Annotated in this window: 16 protein-coding genes; 13 read left to right on the plus strand and 3 right to left on the minus strand. The window is 73.9% G+C overall.

What is annotated here, in order from left to right; genetic code table 11:
• Nucleotides 1–3 precede the first annotated feature (3 nt).
• Both ACFYWG_RS13255 and ACFYWG_RS13260 read right to left on the minus strand, forming a co-directional pair.
• Complete coding sequence (locus ACFYWG_RS13255) at nucleotides 4–813, minus strand: DUF3097 domain-containing protein (RefSeq protein ID WP_383501637.1); 810 nt, start codon at nucleotides 811–813, stop codon at nucleotides 4–6.
• Nucleotides 814–844: 31 nt separating this feature from the next.
• Nucleotides 845–1,576 (minus strand): MBL fold metallo-hydrolase, encoded by a 732-nt coding sequence (locus ACFYWG_RS13260; RefSeq protein ID WP_385413401.1) that lies wholly within the window; start codon nucleotides 1,574–1,576, stop codon nucleotides 845–847.
• Between the two features lie 171 nt (nucleotides 1,577–1,747).
• Between ACFYWG_RS13260 and hrcA the strand changes: the two genes are divergently transcribed.
• The 10 genes from hrcA to ACFYWG_RS13310 all read left to right on the plus strand — a co-directional run bounded on the left by hrcA (nucleotide 1,748) and on the right by ACFYWG_RS13310 (nucleotide 12,543).
• Nucleotides 1,748–2,764: a heat-inducible transcriptional repressor HrcA gene (gene hrcA / locus ACFYWG_RS13265; RefSeq protein ID WP_376323048.1), complete on the plus strand. Its 1,017-nt coding sequence runs from the start codon at nucleotides 1,748–1,750 to the stop codon at nucleotides 2,762–2,764.
• Complete coding sequence (dnaJ, locus tag ACFYWG_RS13270; protein WP_376323050.1) at nucleotides 2,764–3,897, plus strand: molecular chaperone DnaJ; 1,134 nt, start codon at nucleotides 2,764–2,766, stop codon at nucleotides 3,895–3,897. Before hrcA ends, dnaJ begins: the two co-directional genes overlap by 1 nt.
• Nucleotides 3,898–4,064: 167 nt before the next feature.
• Nucleotides 4,065–5,135 carry a nitronate monooxygenase gene (locus ACFYWG_RS13275; RefSeq protein WP_389201223.1) on the plus strand — a complete coding sequence of 357 codons (1,071 nt, stop codon included), beginning with the start codon at nucleotides 4,065–4,067 and terminating at the stop codon, nucleotides 5,133–5,135.
• Nucleotides 5,132–5,872 (plus strand): 16S rRNA (uracil(1498)-N(3))-methyltransferase, encoded by a 741-nt coding sequence (locus tag ACFYWG_RS13280; RefSeq protein ID WP_383501627.1) that lies wholly within the window; start codon nucleotides 5,132–5,134, stop codon nucleotides 5,870–5,872. The genes ACFYWG_RS13275 and ACFYWG_RS13280 overlap by 4 nt, the downstream gene beginning before the upstream one ends.
• Before the next feature lie 17 nt (nucleotides 5,873–5,889).
• Nucleotides 5,890–6,282: a VOC family protein gene (locus ACFYWG_RS13285; RefSeq protein ID WP_376323055.1), complete on the plus strand. Its 393-nt coding sequence runs from the start codon at nucleotides 5,890–5,892 to the stop codon at nucleotides 6,280–6,282.
• A 51-nt stretch (nucleotides 6,283–6,333) separates the two neighbouring features.
• Entirely contained in the window at nucleotides 6,334–6,885 is a 552-nt protein-coding gene (locus ACFYWG_RS13290; protein ID WP_389201806.1) for a hypothetical protein, read from the plus strand.
• A gap of 108 nt (nucleotides 6,886–6,993) precedes the next feature.
• Entirely contained in the window at nucleotides 6,994–10,140 is a 3,147-nt protein-coding gene (locus ACFYWG_RS13295) for a S41 family peptidase (protein WP_389201808.1), read from the plus strand.
• 124 nt (nucleotides 10,141–10,264) lie between these two features.
• A complete protein-coding gene (locus ACFYWG_RS13300) occupies nucleotides 10,265–10,618 on the plus strand; it encodes a histidine triad nucleotide-binding protein (RefSeq protein ID WP_376323057.1) in 354 nt (117 codons plus the stop codon).
• Between the two features lie 6 nt (nucleotides 10,619–10,624).
• Nucleotides 10,625–11,530: a ribonuclease Z gene (locus tag ACFYWG_RS13305; RefSeq protein ID WP_389201226.1), complete on the plus strand. Its 906-nt coding sequence runs from the start codon at nucleotides 10,625–10,627 to the stop codon at nucleotides 11,528–11,530.
• A 20-nt stretch (nucleotides 11,531–11,550) separates the two neighbouring features.
• Complete coding sequence (locus ACFYWG_RS13310) at nucleotides 11,551–12,543, plus strand: adenosine deaminase (protein WP_383501620.1); 993 nt, start codon at nucleotides 11,551–11,553, stop codon at nucleotides 12,541–12,543.
• Between the two features lie 4 nt (nucleotides 12,544–12,547).
• On the opposite strand, the gene ACFYWG_RS13315 is transcribed toward ACFYWG_RS13310, so the two are convergent.
• Nucleotides 12,548–13,861: an MFS transporter gene (locus ACFYWG_RS13315; RefSeq protein WP_385413389.1), complete on the minus strand. Its 1,314-nt coding sequence runs from the start codon at nucleotides 13,859–13,861 to the stop codon at nucleotides 12,548–12,550.
• A 266-nt stretch (nucleotides 13,862–14,127) separates the two neighbouring features.
• On the opposite strand from ACFYWG_RS13315, the gene ACFYWG_RS13320 reads away from it, so the two are divergent.
• The 3 genes from ACFYWG_RS13320 (at nucleotide 14,128) to ACFYWG_RS13330 (ending at nucleotide 17,908) form a co-directional block, all read left to right on the plus strand.
• A complete protein-coding gene (locus ACFYWG_RS13320; protein WP_389201228.1) occupies nucleotides 14,128–15,468 on the plus strand; it encodes a glucarate dehydratase family protein in 1,341 nt (446 codons plus the stop codon).
• 62 nt (nucleotides 15,469–15,530) lie between these two features.
• On the plus strand, nucleotides 15,531–16,667 hold the full coding sequence (locus tag ACFYWG_RS13325; protein WP_376323065.1) for a carbohydrate kinase family protein: 1,137 nt from the start codon (nucleotides 15,531–15,533) through the stop codon (nucleotides 16,665–16,667).
• A 173-nt stretch (nucleotides 16,668–16,840) separates the two neighbouring features.
• Nucleotides 16,841–17,908, plus strand: coding sequence for a PhoH family protein (locus ACFYWG_RS13330; RefSeq protein WP_376323067.1), 1,068 nt, complete (start codon nucleotides 16,841–16,843; stop codon nucleotides 17,906–17,908).
• Nucleotide 17,909 lies beyond the last annotated feature (1 nt).

Below are 17,909 nucleotides of genomic sequence, written 5' to 3' on the forward strand. Positions count from 1 at the left end.
ACGTCAGTCCGCCGGTGCCGTCACGAAGTCGATCAGTTCCTCCACCCGTCCGAGCAGCTCGGGCTCCAGGTCCTTGTACGAGTGGACCCCGGACAGGATCCGCTGCCACGCGGCACCCGTGTTCTCCGGCCAGCCCAGGGCCCGGCACACGCCCGTCTTCCAGTCCTGGCCGCGCGGCACCCGCGGCCAGGAAGCGATGCCGAGGGACGACGGCTTCACGGCCTCCCAGACGTCGATGTACGGGTGGCCCACCACCAGCGCGTGCTCGCTCGTCACCGACTGCGCGATGCGCCACTCCTTGGAACCCGGCACGAGGTGGTCGACCAGGACGCCGAGGCGCGCGTCCGGGCCGGGTGCGAACGACTCCACGATCGACGGCAGATCGTCCACGCCCTCCAGGTACTCCACGACGACCCCCTCGATGCGCAGGTCGTCGCCCCACACCTTCTCGACCAGCTCCGCGTCGTGCCGGCCCTCGACGTAGATGCGGCCCGCCCGGGCCACGCGCGCCCGGGCACCGGGCACCGCCACCGAACCGGACGCCGTGCGCGAGGGACGCGCGGGAGCGCCCGTGCCGGGCCGGACCAGTGTCACGGCCCTGCCCTCCAGCAGGAACCCGCGCGGCTCCATGGGGAACACCCGGTGCTTGCCGAAGCGGTCCTCCAGGGTCACCGTGCCCGCCTCGCAGCGGACCACCGCACCGCAGAACCCGGTCCCGGGCTCCTCGACCACCAGGCCCGGCTCGGCCGGGACCTCGGGAACCGGCGTCGGCTTCTTCCACGGCGGAGTCAGATCGGTCGAGTACTGGCGCATTCGCACGACGATAGGGAAAGCCGCCGGACGGTCACGACGACACGCCGAAACGCGCGGCCAGCGCGTCCCGTTGGGCCCGGACGAACCCCGCGTCGACCACCGCTCCGTGACCGGGCACGTACAGCGCGTCCTCGCCGCCGAGGGCGAGCAGCCGGTCCAGCGCGGCCGGCCACCGCGCGGGCACGGCGTCCGGACCTGCCTGCGGCTCGCCCGACTCCTCGACGAGGTCCCCGCAGAACACCACCTCGGGATCGCCCGGCACCAGCACCGCCAGATCGTGCGCGGTGTGCCCCGGACCCACGTTCGCCAGCAGCACGGTGCGCCCGCCGCCGAGGTCCAGGGTCCACTCGCCGGAGACCAGGTGCCGGGGCGCCGCCAGCCGGTCCGCGCAGGCGCGTGCCACATCCCCCGCCAGACCGTTGCGCACCGCGTCCTCGTACAGCTCCTCCCGGTCCCGGGCCCGCGTCAGCGCCGCGTCCGCGCCCACCGCCGCGAACACCTCCGCCCCCGTGAACGCCGCCGCCCCGAAGACGTGGTCGAAGTGGGGGTGCGTCAGCGCGAGATGCGTCACACGGTGACCGGTGAGCGACCGCGCCTGCTCCCGCACCCGCGCACCCTCGGCCGGGCTGGATCCCGCGTCCACCACGAGCACCGCGCCCTCACCCGCGACCAGCCCCGCCGTGCAGTCCCACACCGGCAGCCGGCACCGTCCCACCCCGGCGGCCACCCGCTCCCAGCCGGCCTCTTCCCAAGTCACCGTCATGGGGCGACGCTAGCGGTGCACCCCGCCCGCGGCACGACGCCGCACGACCAGCCTTGCCGGGGGCGTACCCCACCGCCGTACACTGGGCCGGGGAATGCTGGCACTCGCACGCGCAGAGTGCCAGGCCGCGAACGGCGGGCAACGGGCGGACGACTTCTGGAGGTGTGCGCGATGCTCAGTGAACGCAGACTGCAAGTGCTGCGCGCCATCGTCCAGGACTACGTCGGCACCGAGGAGCCGGTCGGCTCCAAGGCCCTCACCGAGCGGCACAACCTCGGCGTCTCCCCGGCGACCGTGCGCAACGACATGGCGGCCCTGGAGGACGAGGGGTACATCGCCCAGCCGCACACCAGTGCCGGGCGGATCCCCACCGACAAGGGCTACCGGCTGTTCGTCGACAAGCTCGCCGGCGTCAAGCCGATGACCGCGCCCGAGCGGCGCGCGATCCAGAACTTCCTGGAGGGCGCCGTCGACCTCGACGACGTCGTGGCGCGCACGGTGCGGCTGCTCGCGCAGCTCACCCGCCAGGTCGCCGTCGTGCAGTACCCGTCGCTGACCCGCTCGACCGTGCGGCACGTGGAGCTGCTCTCCCTGGCACCCGCGCGGGTGATGCTCGTGCTGATCACGGACACCGGGCGGGTCGAGCAGCGCGTGGTGGACTGCCCGGCGCCGTTCGGCGAGGCCTCGCTCGCGGATCTGCGCGCCCGCCTCAACAGCCGTGTGGCGGGCCGCCGTTTCGCGGATGTGCCGAGTCTGGTGGAGGATCTCCCGGAGGCGTTCGAGCACGAGGACCGGGGTACGGTCTCCACGGTGCTCTCCACACTCCTGGAGACGCTCGTCGAGGAGAACGAGGAGCGGCTGATGATCGGCGGCACCGCCAATCTGACCCGCTTCGGTCATGACTTCCCCCTCACGATCCGGCCCGTGCTGGAGGCGCTGGAGGAGCAGGTCGTGCTCCTCAAGCTGCTCGGCGAGGCGAAGGATCCGGGCGTGACCGTACGGATCGGTCACGAGAACGCCCACGAAGGACTCAACTCCACGTCCGTCGTGTCGGTCGGCTACGGTTCGGGCGGCGAGGCAGTCGCCAAGCTCGGCGTGGTCGGACCGACCCGCATGGACTACCCGGGAACGATGGGAGCGGTACGCGCAGTGGCACGGTACGTCGGACAGATCCTGGCGGAGTCGTAGTGGCCACGGACTACTACGCCGTACTCGGCGTGCGCCGCGACGCGTCGCAGGAAGAGATCAAGAAGGCCTTCCGGCGGCTCGCCCGCGAGCTGCACCCGGACGTCAACCCCGATCCGAAGACCCAGGAGCGGTTCAAGGAGATCAACGCCGCCTACGAGGTGCTGTCGGACCCGCAGAAGAAGCAGGTCTACGACCTCGGCGGCGACCCGCTCTCGCAGGCCGGCGGCGGCGCGGGCGGCTTCGGGGCCGGCGGCTTCGGCAACTTCTCGGACATCATGGACGCCTTCTTCGGCACGGCGTCGCAGCGCGGACCGCGCTCGCGCACCCGCCGCGGCCAGGACGCCATGATCCGCATCGAGGTGGAGCTCGACGAGGCGGCCTTCGGCACGACGAAGGACATCCAGGTCGACACCGCCGTCGTCTGCAACACCTGCAACGGCGAGGGCGCGGCCCCGGGCACCAGCGCGCAGACGTGTGACATGTGCCGCGGCCGCGGTGAGGTGTCGCAGGTCACCCGGTCCTTCCTGGGCCAGGTCATGACCTCTCGCCCCTGCCCGCAGTGCCAGGGCTTCGGCACGGTCGTCCCCACGCCCTGCCCGGAGTGCGCGGGCGACGGACGGGTGCGCTCCCGCCGGACCCTCACCGTCAAGATCCCGGCCGGTGTGGACAACGGCACGCGCATCCAGCTCGCCGGCGAGGGCGAGGTCGGGCCCGGCGGCGGTCCGGCCGGCGACCTCTACGTCGAGATCCACGAGCTGCCGCACCCGATGTTCCAGCGCCGCGGCGACGACCTGCACTGCACGGTGACGCTCCCCATGACCGCGGCGGCCCTGGGCACGAAGGTGCCGCTGGAGACGCTGGACGGCATGGAGGAGGTCGACATCCGCCCGGGCACCCAGTCCGGCCAGTCGATCCCGCTGCACGGCCGCGGTGTCACCCACCTGCGCGGCGGCGGGCGCGGCGACCTCATCGTCCACGTCGAGGTCCAGACCCCGACCAAGCTCGACCCCGAGCAGGAACGCCTCCTGCGCGAACTGTCCAAACTCCGCGGCGAGGAACGCCCCACGGGCCAGTTCCAGCCGGGGCAGCAGGGGCTGTTCTCGCGCCTGAAGGACGCGTTCAACGGGCGCTGACGCAGCGGCCGGGGGGTGCTGAGCGGACCCCCCGGCGGCGCGGGCAGCGCCGCCCGTCGCCCGTGGGCCGGCCGTCCGGCGGGGCTGCGGAAGCGGGCATTCCTCTGGTCTGTGCCCTGCGGCAGGCCGGATTCGGACGGGCGCGGAGGACGTGACAACATGCGGTCATGTCCTCCGCTCTGACCGATCTCTTCCCGCTCCCGATCGTGCAGGCCCCCATGGCGGGCGGCATCTCCGTCCCGCAGCTCGCCGCCGCCGTGTGCGAGGCGGGCGGGCTCGGGTTCCTCGCCGCCGGGTACAAGACCGCCGACGGGATGTACCAGGAGATCAAGCAGCTCAGGAGCCTCACGAGCCGGCCGTTCGGCGTCAACGTCTTCCTGCCGCACCCGGACCTCGCCGACCCCGCCGCCGTGGACGTCTACGCCCACCAGCTGGCCGGCGAGGCGACCTGGTACGAGACCGAGCTCGGCGACCCCGAGAGCGGACGCGACGACGGCTTCGAGGCCAAGCTCGTGGTCCTGCGCGACAACCCGGTGCCGGTGGTCTCGTTCCACTTCGGTGTCCCGGACCGCGAGGTGGTCGACACCCTGCACCGCGTCGGCACGTTCGTCCTGGCCGCCGCCACCACCCCCGAGGAGGCCCGGGCCGTGGAGCGGGCCGGCGCGGACGGCGTCATCGCCCAGGGCATCGAGGCCGGCGGCCACCAGGGCACCCACCGCGACACCCCCGAGACCGACGGCAGCGGCCTCGGACTGCTCTCCCTCGTCGCACAGGTCCGCGAGGCCGTGGACATCCCCGTCGTCGCCGCCGGGGGCCTCATGCGCGGCGGCCAGATCGCCGCGGTGCTCGCCGCGGGCGCCGCCGCCGCCCAGCTGGGCACGGCCTTCCTGCCCACGCACGAGTCGGGTGCGCACGCCCTGCACAAACAGGCCCTGACCAACCCCCTCTTCGTCCGCACGGAGCTGACCCGGGCCTTCACCGGCCGCCCGGCGCGCGGCCTGGTCAACCGGTTCCTGCGCGAGCACGGCCCGTACGCCCCCGCCGCCTACCCCGACGTCCACCACCTCACCGCTCCGCTGCGCAAGGCCGCCGCCAAGGCCGGCGACCCCCAGGGGATGGCGCTGTGGGCCGGACAGGGCCACCGGATGGCCCGGGAGATGCCCGCCGGGCGCCTGGTCGAGGTGCTCGCCGGCGAACTCGCCGCCGCCCGTGCCGCGCTGGCGGGAGGTGCGCGATGACCGCACCGGTGTTCGTCGTCGAGCACTTCCGCGCGGGAGGCGGCGGCCGGTACGTGCTCGACGGCCCGGAGGGGCGGCACGCCGTCTCGGTGAAGCGGCTGCGCGCCGGCGAGGACGTCGTCCTCACGGACGGCGCGGGACGCTGGGCGGACTGCGTCGTGCTCGGCACCGAGGGCAAGGACCGGCTGATCGTCCAGCTCGACTCGGTGAGCGAGGAACCGGCGGAGCAGCCCCGGGTGACCGTCGTCCAGGCCCTGCCCAAGGGCGACCGCGGGGAACTGGCCGTGGAGACCATGACGGAGGTCGGGGTCGACGCGATCGTGCCCTGGTCCGCCGCGCGGTGCATCACGCAGTGGAAGGGCGAGCGCGGGGCCAAGGCCCTGGCCAAGTGGCGGGCCACGGCCCGCGAGGCCGGCAAGCAGTCCCGCCGGGTGCGCTTCCCCGACGTCGCGGACGCCGCGACCACCAAGCAGGTCGCCGCCCTGCTCGCCGGGGCCGACTTCGCGGCCGTGCTGCACGAGAGCGGCGAGGAGCCCTTGGCGACGGCCGGTCTGCCGTCCACCGGCGAGATCGTGCTGGTCGTGGGGCCCGAAGGGGGCGTGGCGCCGGAGGAGCTGGCGCTGTTCGGGGAAGCGGGGGCCGGGGCGTACTGCCTCGGGCGCAGCGTGCTGCGCACGTCGACGGCCGGGACGGCGGCGGCAGCCGTCCTCATGGCACGCACCGGACGCTGGTCCTGACCCCTTCCGGAGGCACCGTGGAACTCGCACAGGTACGTCTGCTCGTGTCCGACTTCGCCGCCTGCTACCGCTTCTACGGCGAGGTCCTCGGCCTCAAGCCGCAGTCCGGTGCGGAGCACGGGCCGTACGAGAGGTTCAGCCCCGCCGCGGGCTCCGCCGGGATCGCGCTGCAGGACCGGGCGGCGATGGCCGAGGTCCTCGGCGAACTGGGCGAACCCGCGCGCGGGCACCGGTCCCTGGTCGTCCTGCGGGTGGACGCGCTGGACGCGTACTGCGAGGAGATCACCCTGCGCGGCGCCACCCTCCTGCACGGCCCGGCACCGCTGACCGACCGCATGCGGGTGGCCCGTCTCAAGGACCCCGAGGGGAATCTGGTGGAGCTTCAGGAGTGGCTCCTGCTGCGCGGTTGACGCCTTTGCGCCCTACCGCGCTGCCGCCGTCGGTGGCAGGCTGCCCCCATGATGGGGGCTTTCAGGAGGATCTGCCGGGGAGCGCGGGGGCGTCGCGGGGCGGTGGCGACGGTGTTCGCGGTGACAGCCGTGTGCGGTGCCGTCGCGTGCGAGCCCGGCGGCATCAGCTCCGCGTCCGTCGCCTACACCGTCGACGAGACCGTGACCAGGGAGCTGAACCGGCAGAAGGCGGGCGTGCGCTGGCTGACCTGCACGGCCTCCTACGGCACCGGCGGCAAGGCCTCGCCCTCCGCGGGCGGGGCCGGTGAGCGGACCGTCGCCACCGTCGACTGCCAGGGCGAGACCAAGGACGGCAAGGACATCGACGTCACCGGCCGGGTCACCCACGCCGTCGAGGGCGCCTGCGTACGCGGCACCATCACCGCGAAGGTCGACGGCAAGACCTGGTTCACGGTCGACGGGCTCGGCGACTGCGACCGCACCAGCCCGCCGCCGGTCGGCGGGGGCGGCGGCGGGCAGCCCGGACCCACCGTCACCGTGACCGTCACCCAGACCATCTGGTGCGACCGGTACCCGGACTGCCGCCCCGTCGAGGGCAAGTGACCCGTCGAGGGCAAGTGATCGGAACCCTGTCCGCGCGACGGCCTTGCTGCATAGGGTGATCGGGTGACATCGCCTGCTTACCTCCGGTTCCCCCACGTGCACGGCGACCTGGTCGCCTTCACCGCCGAGGACGACGTGTGGCTCGCCCCGCTCGACGGCGGCCGCGCCTGGCGGGTCAGCGCCGACAACGTGCCGGTGACCCAGCCCCGGATCTCGCCCGACGGCACGACCGTCGCCTGGACCTCCACCCGCGACGGCGCCCCCGAGGTGCACGTCGCGCCGGTCGACGGCGGCCCGGCGAGGAGACTGACCCACTGGGGCAGCCACAGGACCCAGGTGCGCGGGTGGACCCCCGGGGGCGAGGTCCTGGCCATCAGCAGCGAGGGGCAGGCCAGCCTGCGCCGGACCTGGGCCCGTGCCGTGCCGCTGGACGGCGGCCCGGCCGCCACCCTGCCCTACGGTCCCGTCGGGGACGTCGCCCACGGCCCGCACACGGTGCTGCTGTCGGCGCCGATGGGCCGCGAGGCGGCCTGGTGGAAGCGGTACCGCGGCGGCACCGCCGGCAAGCTGTGGATCGACCGCGAGGACGACGGCGAGTTCGTGCGGCTGCACGAGGACCTCGACGGCAACCTCGAGTACCCGCTGTGGGTGGGGGACCGGGTCGGCTTCCTCTCCGACCACGAGGGCACCGGCGCGCTGTACTCCTCCCTCGCCGACGGCTCCGACCTGCGCCGGCACACCCCCCTCGGGGGCTTCTACGCCCGGCACGCCGCGACCGACGGCCGCCGGGTCGTGTACGCCGCCGCCGGTGAGCTGTGGCTGCTCGACGACCTGGACGGGGCGGAACCGCGCCGGCTCGACGTGCGCCTCGGCGGCCAGCGCGTCGACCTCCAGCCGTTCACGGTCAACGCCTCCCGCTGGTTCGGCTCCGCCTCCCCCGACCACACCGCCCGCGGCAGCGCCGTGTCCGTGCGCGGCTCGGTGCACTGGGTCACCCACCGCTCCGGCCCGGCCCGTGCGCTCGCCGCCACGCCCGGCGTCCGGGCCCGGCTGCCCCGGACGTTCCGCGCCGACGGCGAGGTGTGGGTGGTGTGGGTGACGGACGCCGAGGGCGACGACGCCCTGGAGTTCGCGCCCGCCACCGGCCTCACCCCGGGCGCCACCCCGCGCCGGCTCGCCGCCGGGCAGCTCGGCCGGGTGCTGGACCTCGCCGTGGCGCCCGACGGCGGCCGCGCCGCCGTGGCCTGCCACGACGGGCGCCTGCTGCTGGTGGAGCGCGAGACCGGCGAGGTGCGGGAGGTGGACCGCAGCGAGGACGGCGACGTGTCCGGCCTGGTCTTCTCGCCCGACTCCGCCTGGCTCGCCTGGTCCCACCCGGGGCCGCGGCCCCTGGCGCAGCTGAAGCTCGCCAACACCACCGACCTGTCGGTCACCGAGGCCACCCCGCTGCGCTTCCAGGACTACGCGCCCGCCTTCACCGCCGACGGCAAGCACCTCGCCTTCCTGTCCACCCGCGCCTTCGACCCGGTCTACGACGAGTACGTCTTCGACCTGGCCTTCGTGGAGGGCGCCCGGCCGCACCTGATCACCCTCGCCGCCACCACGCCCTCCCCGTTCGGCCCGCAGCGGCACGGCCGCTCCTTCGAGACGCCCGACCGGGAGGAGACCCCCGACAGCGAGGGCACCCCGACCACGCGCATCGACCTGGACGGCCTCGCCGACCGCATCGTGCCCTTCCCGGTCGAGGCCGCCCGCTACTCCGGCCTGCGCGCCGCCAAGGACGGGGTGCTGTGGCTGCGGCACCCGGTCACCGGGGTGCTCGGCGCGTCCCGCGCCAACCCGGACGACCCCGAGCCCAAGACCGAGCTGGAGCGCTACGACCTCGTCCAGCAGCGGGTCGAGCATCTCGCCGCGGACGCCGACCACTTCGAGGTCAGCGGCGACGGCAAGCGGGTGCTGCTGTGGACCGACGGGCGGCTGAAGGTCGTCCCCAGCGACCGGCGTGCCTCCGGCGACGACGACAGCGACTCCAACATCACGGTCGACCTCGGCCGCGTCCGCCAGTTCATCGACCCGGCCGCCGAGTGGCGGCAGATGTTCGACGAGAACGGCCGCATCATGCGCGACCACTTCTGGCGGCCGGACATGAGCGGCGTCGACTGGGACGGCGTCCTGGACCGCTACCGCCCGGTCGTGGACCGGTGCGCCACCCACGACGACCTGGTCGACCTGCTGTGGGAGGTGCAGGGCGAACTGGGCACCTCGCACGCCTACGTCACCCCGCGCGCCGGCCACGGCGGCGGCCCCCGCCAGGGGCTGCTCGGAGCGGACATCTCCCGCCACGAGGACGGCAGTTGGCGCGTCGACCGCATCCTGCCCTCGGAGACCTCCGACCCTGACGCCCGCAGCCCGCTGGCCGCGCCCGGCGTGGCCGTACGCCCCGGGGACGCCATCGTGGCGGTCGCCGGGCAGCCGGTCGACCCGGTCACCGGCCCCGGGCGGCTGCTGGTCGGCACGGCGAACAAGCCGGTGGAGCTGACGATCTCCCCGTCCGGCGGCGGTGAGCCCCGGCACGCCGTCGTCGTCCCGCTCGCCGACGAGGAGCCGCTGCGCTACCACGCCTGGGTCGCCGACCGCCGGGCCTACGTCCACGAGAAGTCCGGCGGCCGCCTCGGCTACCTCCACGTCCCGGACATGCAGGCGCCCGGCTGGGCCCAGATCCACCGCGACCTGCGCGTCGAGGTGGCCCGCGAGGGGCTGGTCGTCGACGTCCGGGAGAACCGCGGCGGCCACACCTCCCAGCTCGTGGTGGAGAAGCTCGCCCGGCGCATCGTCGGCTGGGCCGTGCCGCGCGGCATGCGCCCCTACAGCTACCCCGAGGACGCCCCGCGCGGTCCGGTCGTGGCCGTCGCCAACGAGTTCTCCGGCTCGGACGGCGACATCGTCAACGCGGCGATCAAGGCGCTCGGTCTCGGACCGGTGGTCGGCACCCGCACCTGGGGCGGTGTCATCGGCATCGACAGCCGCTACCGCCTGGTCGACGGCACCCTGGTCACCCAGCCGAAGTACGCGTTCTGGCTGGAGGGTTACGAGTGGGGCGTGGAGAACCACGGCGTCGACCCGGACGTGGAGGTCGTCCAGCGCCCGCAGGACCACGCGGCGGGCCGGGACACCCAGCTGGACGAAGCGATCCGCATGGCACTGGAGAGCCTGGAGACGGCACCCGCCAAGACACCACCGGGCCTGCCGACGTGAGCGGCGCGGGGGCCGTGCCGGCGTACGGCTCCGCCGCGGGTGCGCGACCAGGCACGACGGACCCGCGCCCGACGACGCTACGATGCCCACCCGAGACCACGATCGGCCGAACCCCGGAGGGACCATGGCAGGGGAACCCCAGGACGACTGCCTGTTCTGCAAGATCGTCGCGGGCAGCATCCCGGCGACGATCGTGCGCGAGACGGAGACGACCCTCGCGTTCCGCGACATCAACCCCCAGGCCCCGACCCACGTCCTGGTGATCCCGAAGGCGCACCACGAGAACGCGGCCGCCCTCGCCGAGGCCGACCCCGCCCTCACCGCCGACCTGCTCGTCGCGGCCCGGGCCGTCGCCGAGGAGGAGAAGCTCGACAGCTACCGCCTGGTGTTCAACACCGGCAGCGGCGCCGGCCAGACGGTCTGGCACGTCCACGGCCATGTGCTCGGCGGCCGCGGCCTGCAGTGGCCGCCGGGGTAGAGCGCCTTGTCCGTACGTGAACTGGTCGTCCTCGGCACCGCGAGCCAGGTGCCGACCCGGCACCGCAACCACAACGGCTACCTGCTGCGCTGGGACGGCGAAGGCATCCTCTTCGATCCCGGTGAGGGCACGCAGCGGCAGATGCTGCGTGCCGGGGTGGCCGCGCACGACCTGAACCGGATCTGCGTCACGCACTTCCACGGCGACCACAGCCTGGGCCTGGCGGGCGTCATCCAGCGCATCAACCTCGACCGGGTCCCGCACGAGGTCACCGCGCACTACCCGCGCTCCGGGCAGCGCTTCTTCGACCGGCTCCGGTACGCCACCGCCTACCGCGAGACCGTCGGCATCACCGAGGCGCCGGTCGCCGCCGACGGCCCCCTCGCCCGCACCGGCGGCTACCTGCTGGAGGCCCGCAAGCTGTCCCACCCGGTGGAGTCCTACGGCTACCGCATCGTCGAGCCCGACGGCCGGCGCATGCTGCCCGAGCGGCTCGCCGCGCACGGCCTGAGGGGCCCGGACGTCGGCCGCATCCAGCGCGAGGGCTCCCTCGGCGGCGTCTCGCTGGAGGAGGTCAGCGAGGTCCGGCGCGGGCAGCGGTTCGCCTTCGTCATGGACACCCGGCTGTGCGACGGAGTGTACGCGCTCGCCGAGGGGTGCGACATGCTCGTCATCGAGTCGACCTTCCTCGACGAGGACGAGGAACTCGCCGTCGAGCACGGCCACCTGACGGCGGGCCAGGCGGCCCGGGTGGCGCGGGAGAGCGGGGTACGGCACCTGGTGCTGACCCACTTCAGCCAGCGCTACGGCGAACCGGAGGAGTTCGAGCGCCAGGCGCGGGCCGCCGGGTACGAGGGCGAGCTGACCGTGGCACGCGACCTTCTGCGGGTGCCGATTCCGAAGCGTCGGTGAAACGACCGTACGATGCTTTGATGCCCCTCCCCAAAGCCGAACTGCACCTTCACATCGAAGGCACCCTGGAGCCGGAGCTGGCCTTCGAGCTCGCCGCGCGCAACGGCGTCACCCTGCCCTACGCCGACACGGACGCGCTGCGCGAGGCGTACCGCTTCGAGGACCTGCAGTCGTTCCTGAACCTGTACTACGAGCTGATGGCCGTCCTGCGCACCGAGCGCGACTTCGAGGACCTGGCCGACGCGTACCTGGCCCGGGCCGCCGCGCAGGGCGTGCGGCACGCCGAGATCTTCTTCGACCCGCAGGCCCACACCGGCCGCGGTCTGGAACTCGGCACGGTCGTCGAGGGGCTGTGGCGCGCGCTGGGCAACAGCGAGGCGAACCACGGGGTCTCGACCCGGCTGATCCTGTGCTTCCTGCGCGACGAGTCCGCCGCGTCGGCGCTCGCCACACTCGACGCCGCCAGGCCCTACCTGGACCGGATCACGGGGGTCGGCCTGGACTCCGCCGAGGTCGGGCACCCGCCGGTGAAGTTCCGCGAGGTCTACGAGGCCGCCGCCGCGCTGGGACTGCGCCGGGTCGCGCACGCGGGTGAGGAGGGGCCGCCCGAGTACATCACCCAGGCGCTGGACGTCCTCGGCGTCGAGCGGGTCGACCACGGGCTGCGCTGCGTGGAGGACCCGGCGCTGGTGGAGCGGCTGGTGCGCGACCGGGTGCCGCTGACGCTGTGCCCGCTGTCCAACGTCCGGCTGCGCACGGTGGACACCCTCGCCGAGCACCCCCTGCCCGCCCTGCTGGACGCGGGCCTGATGTGCACGGTCAACTCGGACGACCCGGCCTACTTCGGCGGCTACGCCGGGGACAACTTCGACGCCGTGCGCGACACCCTCGGCCTCGGCGAGGAGCGGCTGCGCGAGCTGGCCCGCAACTCCTTCCTCGCCTCGTTCCTGGAGGACGACGAGGAACTGCGGGCGCGCTACCTGGCCGAGGTGGAGGCCTACACCTTCGGCTAGACCGTCACGGGGCCTCGGACCCCGCCTTGCCGTAGGCGCGCTGGGCGGGGACGGCCGGGGCCTCCACCGGGATCTCCACCACCGGCTGCTCCGGGGCGCCGATCTCCGGGACCGCGCCGGTGGGGGTGCCGGTGGCGGCGGCGACCAGGGCCGCCGGGTGACCGCCGCGCCGGCGGATCGCACCGGGCAGCAGCGGACGCCCGCCGGTGTGCAGGGCGACGGCGGTCATCGGCAGGGCGATCACCAGCAGCCCGGCGCCGAGGACCGCGCCCATCACCGGGAACCCGGCCTGCGCCGAGAGCACGCTGCCGGTCAGCGGCCCGGCGGCCGTGCCCAGCGAGGACGCCGAGCCGACCAGGACCGCCCAGCGCCCGCGCGGGTCGAGCGAGGCGGCCAGCCCGATCAGGTACGACAGGACCACCGGGTAGAGCGTGTTCCAGGCGATCTCGCCGGCCGCGAAGGTGCCGAGGCCGGTCGCGGAGGCGCTCACCACGATGCAGCCGGCGATGAGCGTGGTGCCCAGGCCGATCGGCACGGCCCGTCCGAGCCGCGCCCCGAGGGCACCGGCCGCGAGGACGCCGGCGAGCCCGGCGCCGAGGGCCAGGGCGAAGACGGCGCCGACGGTGGCTTCGCCCAGGTGCGCCTGCTCCAGGCCGATCCGGCCGCTCACGCCCCACAGCGAGTTCTGGGCGAGCGACCAGCACACCATGGCGGCGGCCAGCACCAGCCCGGAGCGGGCGTGCGGCAGACGGGCCCGGCCGGTGCGCGCGGGGGTGGGGGGCGTCCCGGCGGGCAGCCGGGCGGTCAGCGGCCACACGGCCACGGCGGTGAGGGCGATCGCGGCCAGCGGCAGACCGTGCCCCGGGCCGAGGTGCGGCACCGTCAGGTAGACGGCGGCCGCCAGGGCGGAGACGCTGAGCAGCCCCGCGGTGGACGCCCGGTGGGGGTCCTTCTGCCCGGCGATCAGGGTCGCGGCGACGGTGGTGGCCGTGCCGGAGCCGAATCCGCCGATCATCGCGCCGGCGACGACGGCGGGGACCGCGGTGGTCAGGGCGGCGCCGCCGTAGCCGAGCAGGGCCAGGGCGAGCCCGAGCCGGGCGAGGGTGCGGGCGCCGATCCGCTCGACCCGGGAGGCCAGGACGAACCCGGCGGCGGCGGAGCTCAGCAGCAGGGCGCTGCCGACGGCCCCGGCCTGGGTGGCGGAGAGCGCAAGCCCCGAGTCGAGGCGGCCCACGGTGGTGGGCAGCAGATACGGAGCCAGGTACCCGGCCGTGAAAAGGGCGACGAGGGGCCAGGGAGTGGTGCGGGGGGCGAACACGGGCGTTCCCAGGGCATGCGAAAGGAGCGGCGATCAGGGGAGGTGGGGCGACGACCGTCGACGGACAGGAACGCGCGGGCAATTTGTATCAAGCAACCACTCGGACACGGGAGCCGGGCTGATGTGATCTGGGGCACATTCTGTTTGCCGCAATGAACCTCGGGTAAACGCGCGCCCTCCGCGGTCGCTCGGCCCGTCAGGGCTCCCTCGTCGCCGCGCCTGTTGACGTTCGCATAGGCAGTCCCGATTCTCATACATGACCGACCATGACCGACCGCCTTCCGCACCGCCGGACCCGACCTCGTGGGAGCCGCCCCGTGGACCTCGCCATCGCCGACGTACGGCTGACGCCCGTGCTGGTCGCGGACCCGCCGCTGCTCAACACGCAGGGCGTCCACCAGCCGTACACGCCCCGGCTGATCGTCGAGGTCGTCACGGCGGACGGGGTGACCGGTGTGGGGGAGACCTACGGCGACACCAAGTACCTGGAACTGGCCCGGCCCTTCGCCGCACAGCTGGCGGGACACCCGGTCAGCGATCTGAACGGACTGGTCACCCTCGCGGACCGGATCGCGGTGGACGGCTCCCGGGTCGAGACGGCCGTAGACGTCGGCGGGCTGCGCGGCGCCCAGACCGCCGACAAGCTCCGGCTGTCCGTCGTCTCCGCGTTCGAGGTCGCCTGCCTGGACGCCCTCGGCCGGTCCCTCGGCCTGCCCGTGCACGCGCTGCTCGGGGGCAAGGTGCGCGACGCGGTCGAGTACAGCGCCTACCTGTTCTACAAGTGGGCCGCCCACCCCGAGGGTGCACCGGCCGGGACGGACGAGTGGGGCGCGGCCCTCGACCCGGCCGGCGTGGTGGAGCAGGCCCGCCGCCTCACCGAACGCCACGGCTTCACCTCCTACAAGCTCAAGGGCGGCGTCTTCCCGCCCGACGAGGAGATCGCCGCCGTGCGCGCCCTCGCCGAGGCCTTCCCCGGGCGTCCGCTGCGGCTGGACCCCAACGGCGCCTGGTCGGTGGAGACCTCCCTGCGGGTGGCCGGGGAGCTGGGCGACGTCCTCGAGTACCTGGAGGACCCGGCCCTCGGCACACCCGCCATGGCCGAGGTCGCCGCCGGGACGGGGGTGCCGCTGGCCACCAACATGTGCGTGACGACCTTCGCCGAGATCGAGGAGGCGTTCACCCGCGGCGCCGTCCAGGTCGTCCTCTGCGACCACCACTACTGGGGCGGGCTGCGCAGCACCCAGCAACTCGCCGCGGTGTGCCGCGCCTTCGGCGTCGGGGTGTCCATGCACTCCAACACGCACCTGGGCATCTCGCTGGCCGCGATGACGCACGTGGCGGCCACCGTCCCGGGCCTCCACCACGCCTGCGACTCCCACTACCCGTGGCAGTCGGAGGACGTCCTGACCGAGCGGATCGTCTTCGAGGGCGGGCGCGTGGCGGTGTCCGACGCCCCCGGCCTCGGCGTGGAGCTGGACCGCGAGCGGCTGGCCGTACTGCACGGGCGCTGGCTGGAGGGCGACGGGGCGCTGCGGGACCGGGACGACGCGGCCGCCATGCGGCGCGCCGACCCGGGGTGGGTGACGCCCGCGATGCCGCGCTGGTAGCGGCCGCTTCCCGGCGGTGTGGTGCAGACTGGCCTGATCCGCACCACGTCAGGGAGCGCATCGTGATCGCGTCCACCGCCCCGGCAGGAAAGGGCCCGGCCGGAAAGGGATCGCACCGGCAGAACCAGGTCGATCCCCTCGGCCCCCTGCGCGCGCCGGACGACCCGCCCTGGGACGTCTACCTCACCGGCACCGTCTTCCTCGACATCGTCTTCACCGGGCTCGACTCCGCCCCGGTGCGCGGGACGGAGTCCTGGGCGCGCGGGATGGGATCGAGCCCGGGCGGCGTCGCCAACATGGCCACCGCGCTCGCCCGGCTCGGGCTGCGCACCTCCCTCGCCGCGGCCTTCGGCGACGACCACTACGGCGAGTACTGCTGGGACGCCCTGGAGCACGGCGAGGGCATCGACCTCTCCCCGTCGCGCACGGTGCCCGGCTGGCACTCACCGGTGACCGTCTCCATGGCGTACGAGGGGGAGCGGACGATGGTCTCGCACGGCCACGAGCCGCCCCCGGAGGAGCCCGCCCCCGCGTGCCCGCCCCGCGCCCGGGCCGCCGTCGCCTCCCTCGCGCCCGGCGTGAGCGCGCCGTGGATCGCGCAGGCCGCGAGCAAGGGCACCCGCGTCTTCGGCGACGTCGGCTGGGACGACACCGGGGCGTGGGACCTGGCCCGGCTGCCCGACCTGCGGCACTGCGAGGCGTTCCTGCCGAACGCCGAGGAGGCCATGCGCTACACCCGCACCGACTGCCCCCGGGCCGCCGCGCACGCCCTCACCGAGCACGTCCCGCTCGCCGTCGTCACCCTCGGCGCGGAGGGGGCGTACGCGGTGGACCGGCGTACGGGGGAGACGGCCGAGGTGCCGGCGATCGAGGTCGAGGCGCTGGACCCGACCGGGGCCGGGGACGTGTTCGTCGCCGGGTTCGTGGCGGGGACGCTGGCGGACTGGCCGCTGGCCGACCGGCTGGCGTTCGCGGGGCTGACGGCGGCGCTGTCGGTGCAGGAGTTCGGCGGGTCGCTGTCCGCGCCGGGCTGGTCGGAGATCGCAGCGTGGTGGCGCAGGGTGCAGTCCGTCGAGGGGCAGGACCCCCAGGCGCTGCGGCGGTACGGGTTCCTGGCCGGGCTGGTGCCCGAGGAACTGGTGCGGCCGTGGCCGCTGCGGCGCGCGGTGCCGACGATCGGCTTCCGCCGCTCGGCATGATCCGCCCGCACCGGGGAACCCGCCGCCGGCCAGGAGCCGCCGCCTCCGTTCGTCCTCCCGTCCCCAAAACCCCTACGGCGTTGTCACCGCACCGTCGTACCCTGGGAATCGCGAGGCCGCCCTCAGCTGCGCGGCCGTGACGAGGAGGAACCGCAGGCCTTAAGCGCCGGCCCATGACTCAATCACCGACAGCTCACACCTCCGCGCAGGAGCAGGCGAGAGCGCAGTTCACCGTCCCCGCCCAGCACCCCATGGTGACCGTGCTGGGATCCGGCGACTCCCTCCTGCGCGTGATCGAGAAGGCTTTCCCGGCGGCCGACATCCACGTCCGGGGCAACGAGATCAGCGCGGTCGGCGACCCGAAGGACGTCGCCCTCATCGCGCGGGTGTTCGACGAGATGATGCTGGTGCTCCGCACCGGGCAGCCGATGACGGAGGACGCAGTGGAACGCTCGATCGCCATGCTCAAGGCGAGCGACAACGGCGAGAGCGACGGCCAGGAGACCCCGGCCGAGGTGCTCACGCAGAACATCCTGTCCTCGCGCGGCCGCACGATCCGCCCCAAGACGCTCAACCAGAAGCGCTACGTGGACGCGATCGACAAGCACACCATCGTCTTCGGCATCGGCCCCGCCGGCACCGGCAAGACCTACCTGGCCATGGCCAAGGCCGTGCAGGCCCTGCAGTCCAAGCAGGTCAACCGCATCATCCTGACCCGCCCGGCGGTCGAGGCCGGAGAGCGCCTGGGCTTCCTCCCGGGCACACTCTACGAGAAGATCGACCCGTACCTGCGCCCGCTCTACGACGCGCTGCACGACATGCTCGACCCGGACTCGATCCCGCGCCTGATGGCCGCGGGCACGATCGAGGTCGCGCCGCTCGCCTACATGCGCGGACGCACGCTCAACGACGCCTTCATCATCCTGGACGAGGCCCAGAACACCAGCCCCGAGCAGATGAAGATGTTCCTCACCCGTCTCGGCTTCGACTCGAAGATCGTCATCACGGGTGACGTGACGCAGGTCGACCTCCCCGACGGGACGAAGAGCGGCCTGCGCCAGGTGCAGGACATCCTGGACGGCGTGGACGACGTGCACTTCTCCCGGCTGTCGTCCCAGGACGTCGTCCGGCACAAGCTGGTGGGCCGTATCGTCGACGCGTACGAGAAGTACGACACCACGCACGGCACCCAGAACGGCACGCACAAGAGCCGGGGCAAGTCCGCGCACAAGGGGAAGTAGA

It is taken from the genome of Streptomyces sp. NPDC003456 (genome assembly GCF_042878735.1).
GTDB lineage: Bacteria > Actinomycetota > Actinomycetes > Streptomycetales > Streptomycetaceae > Streptomyces.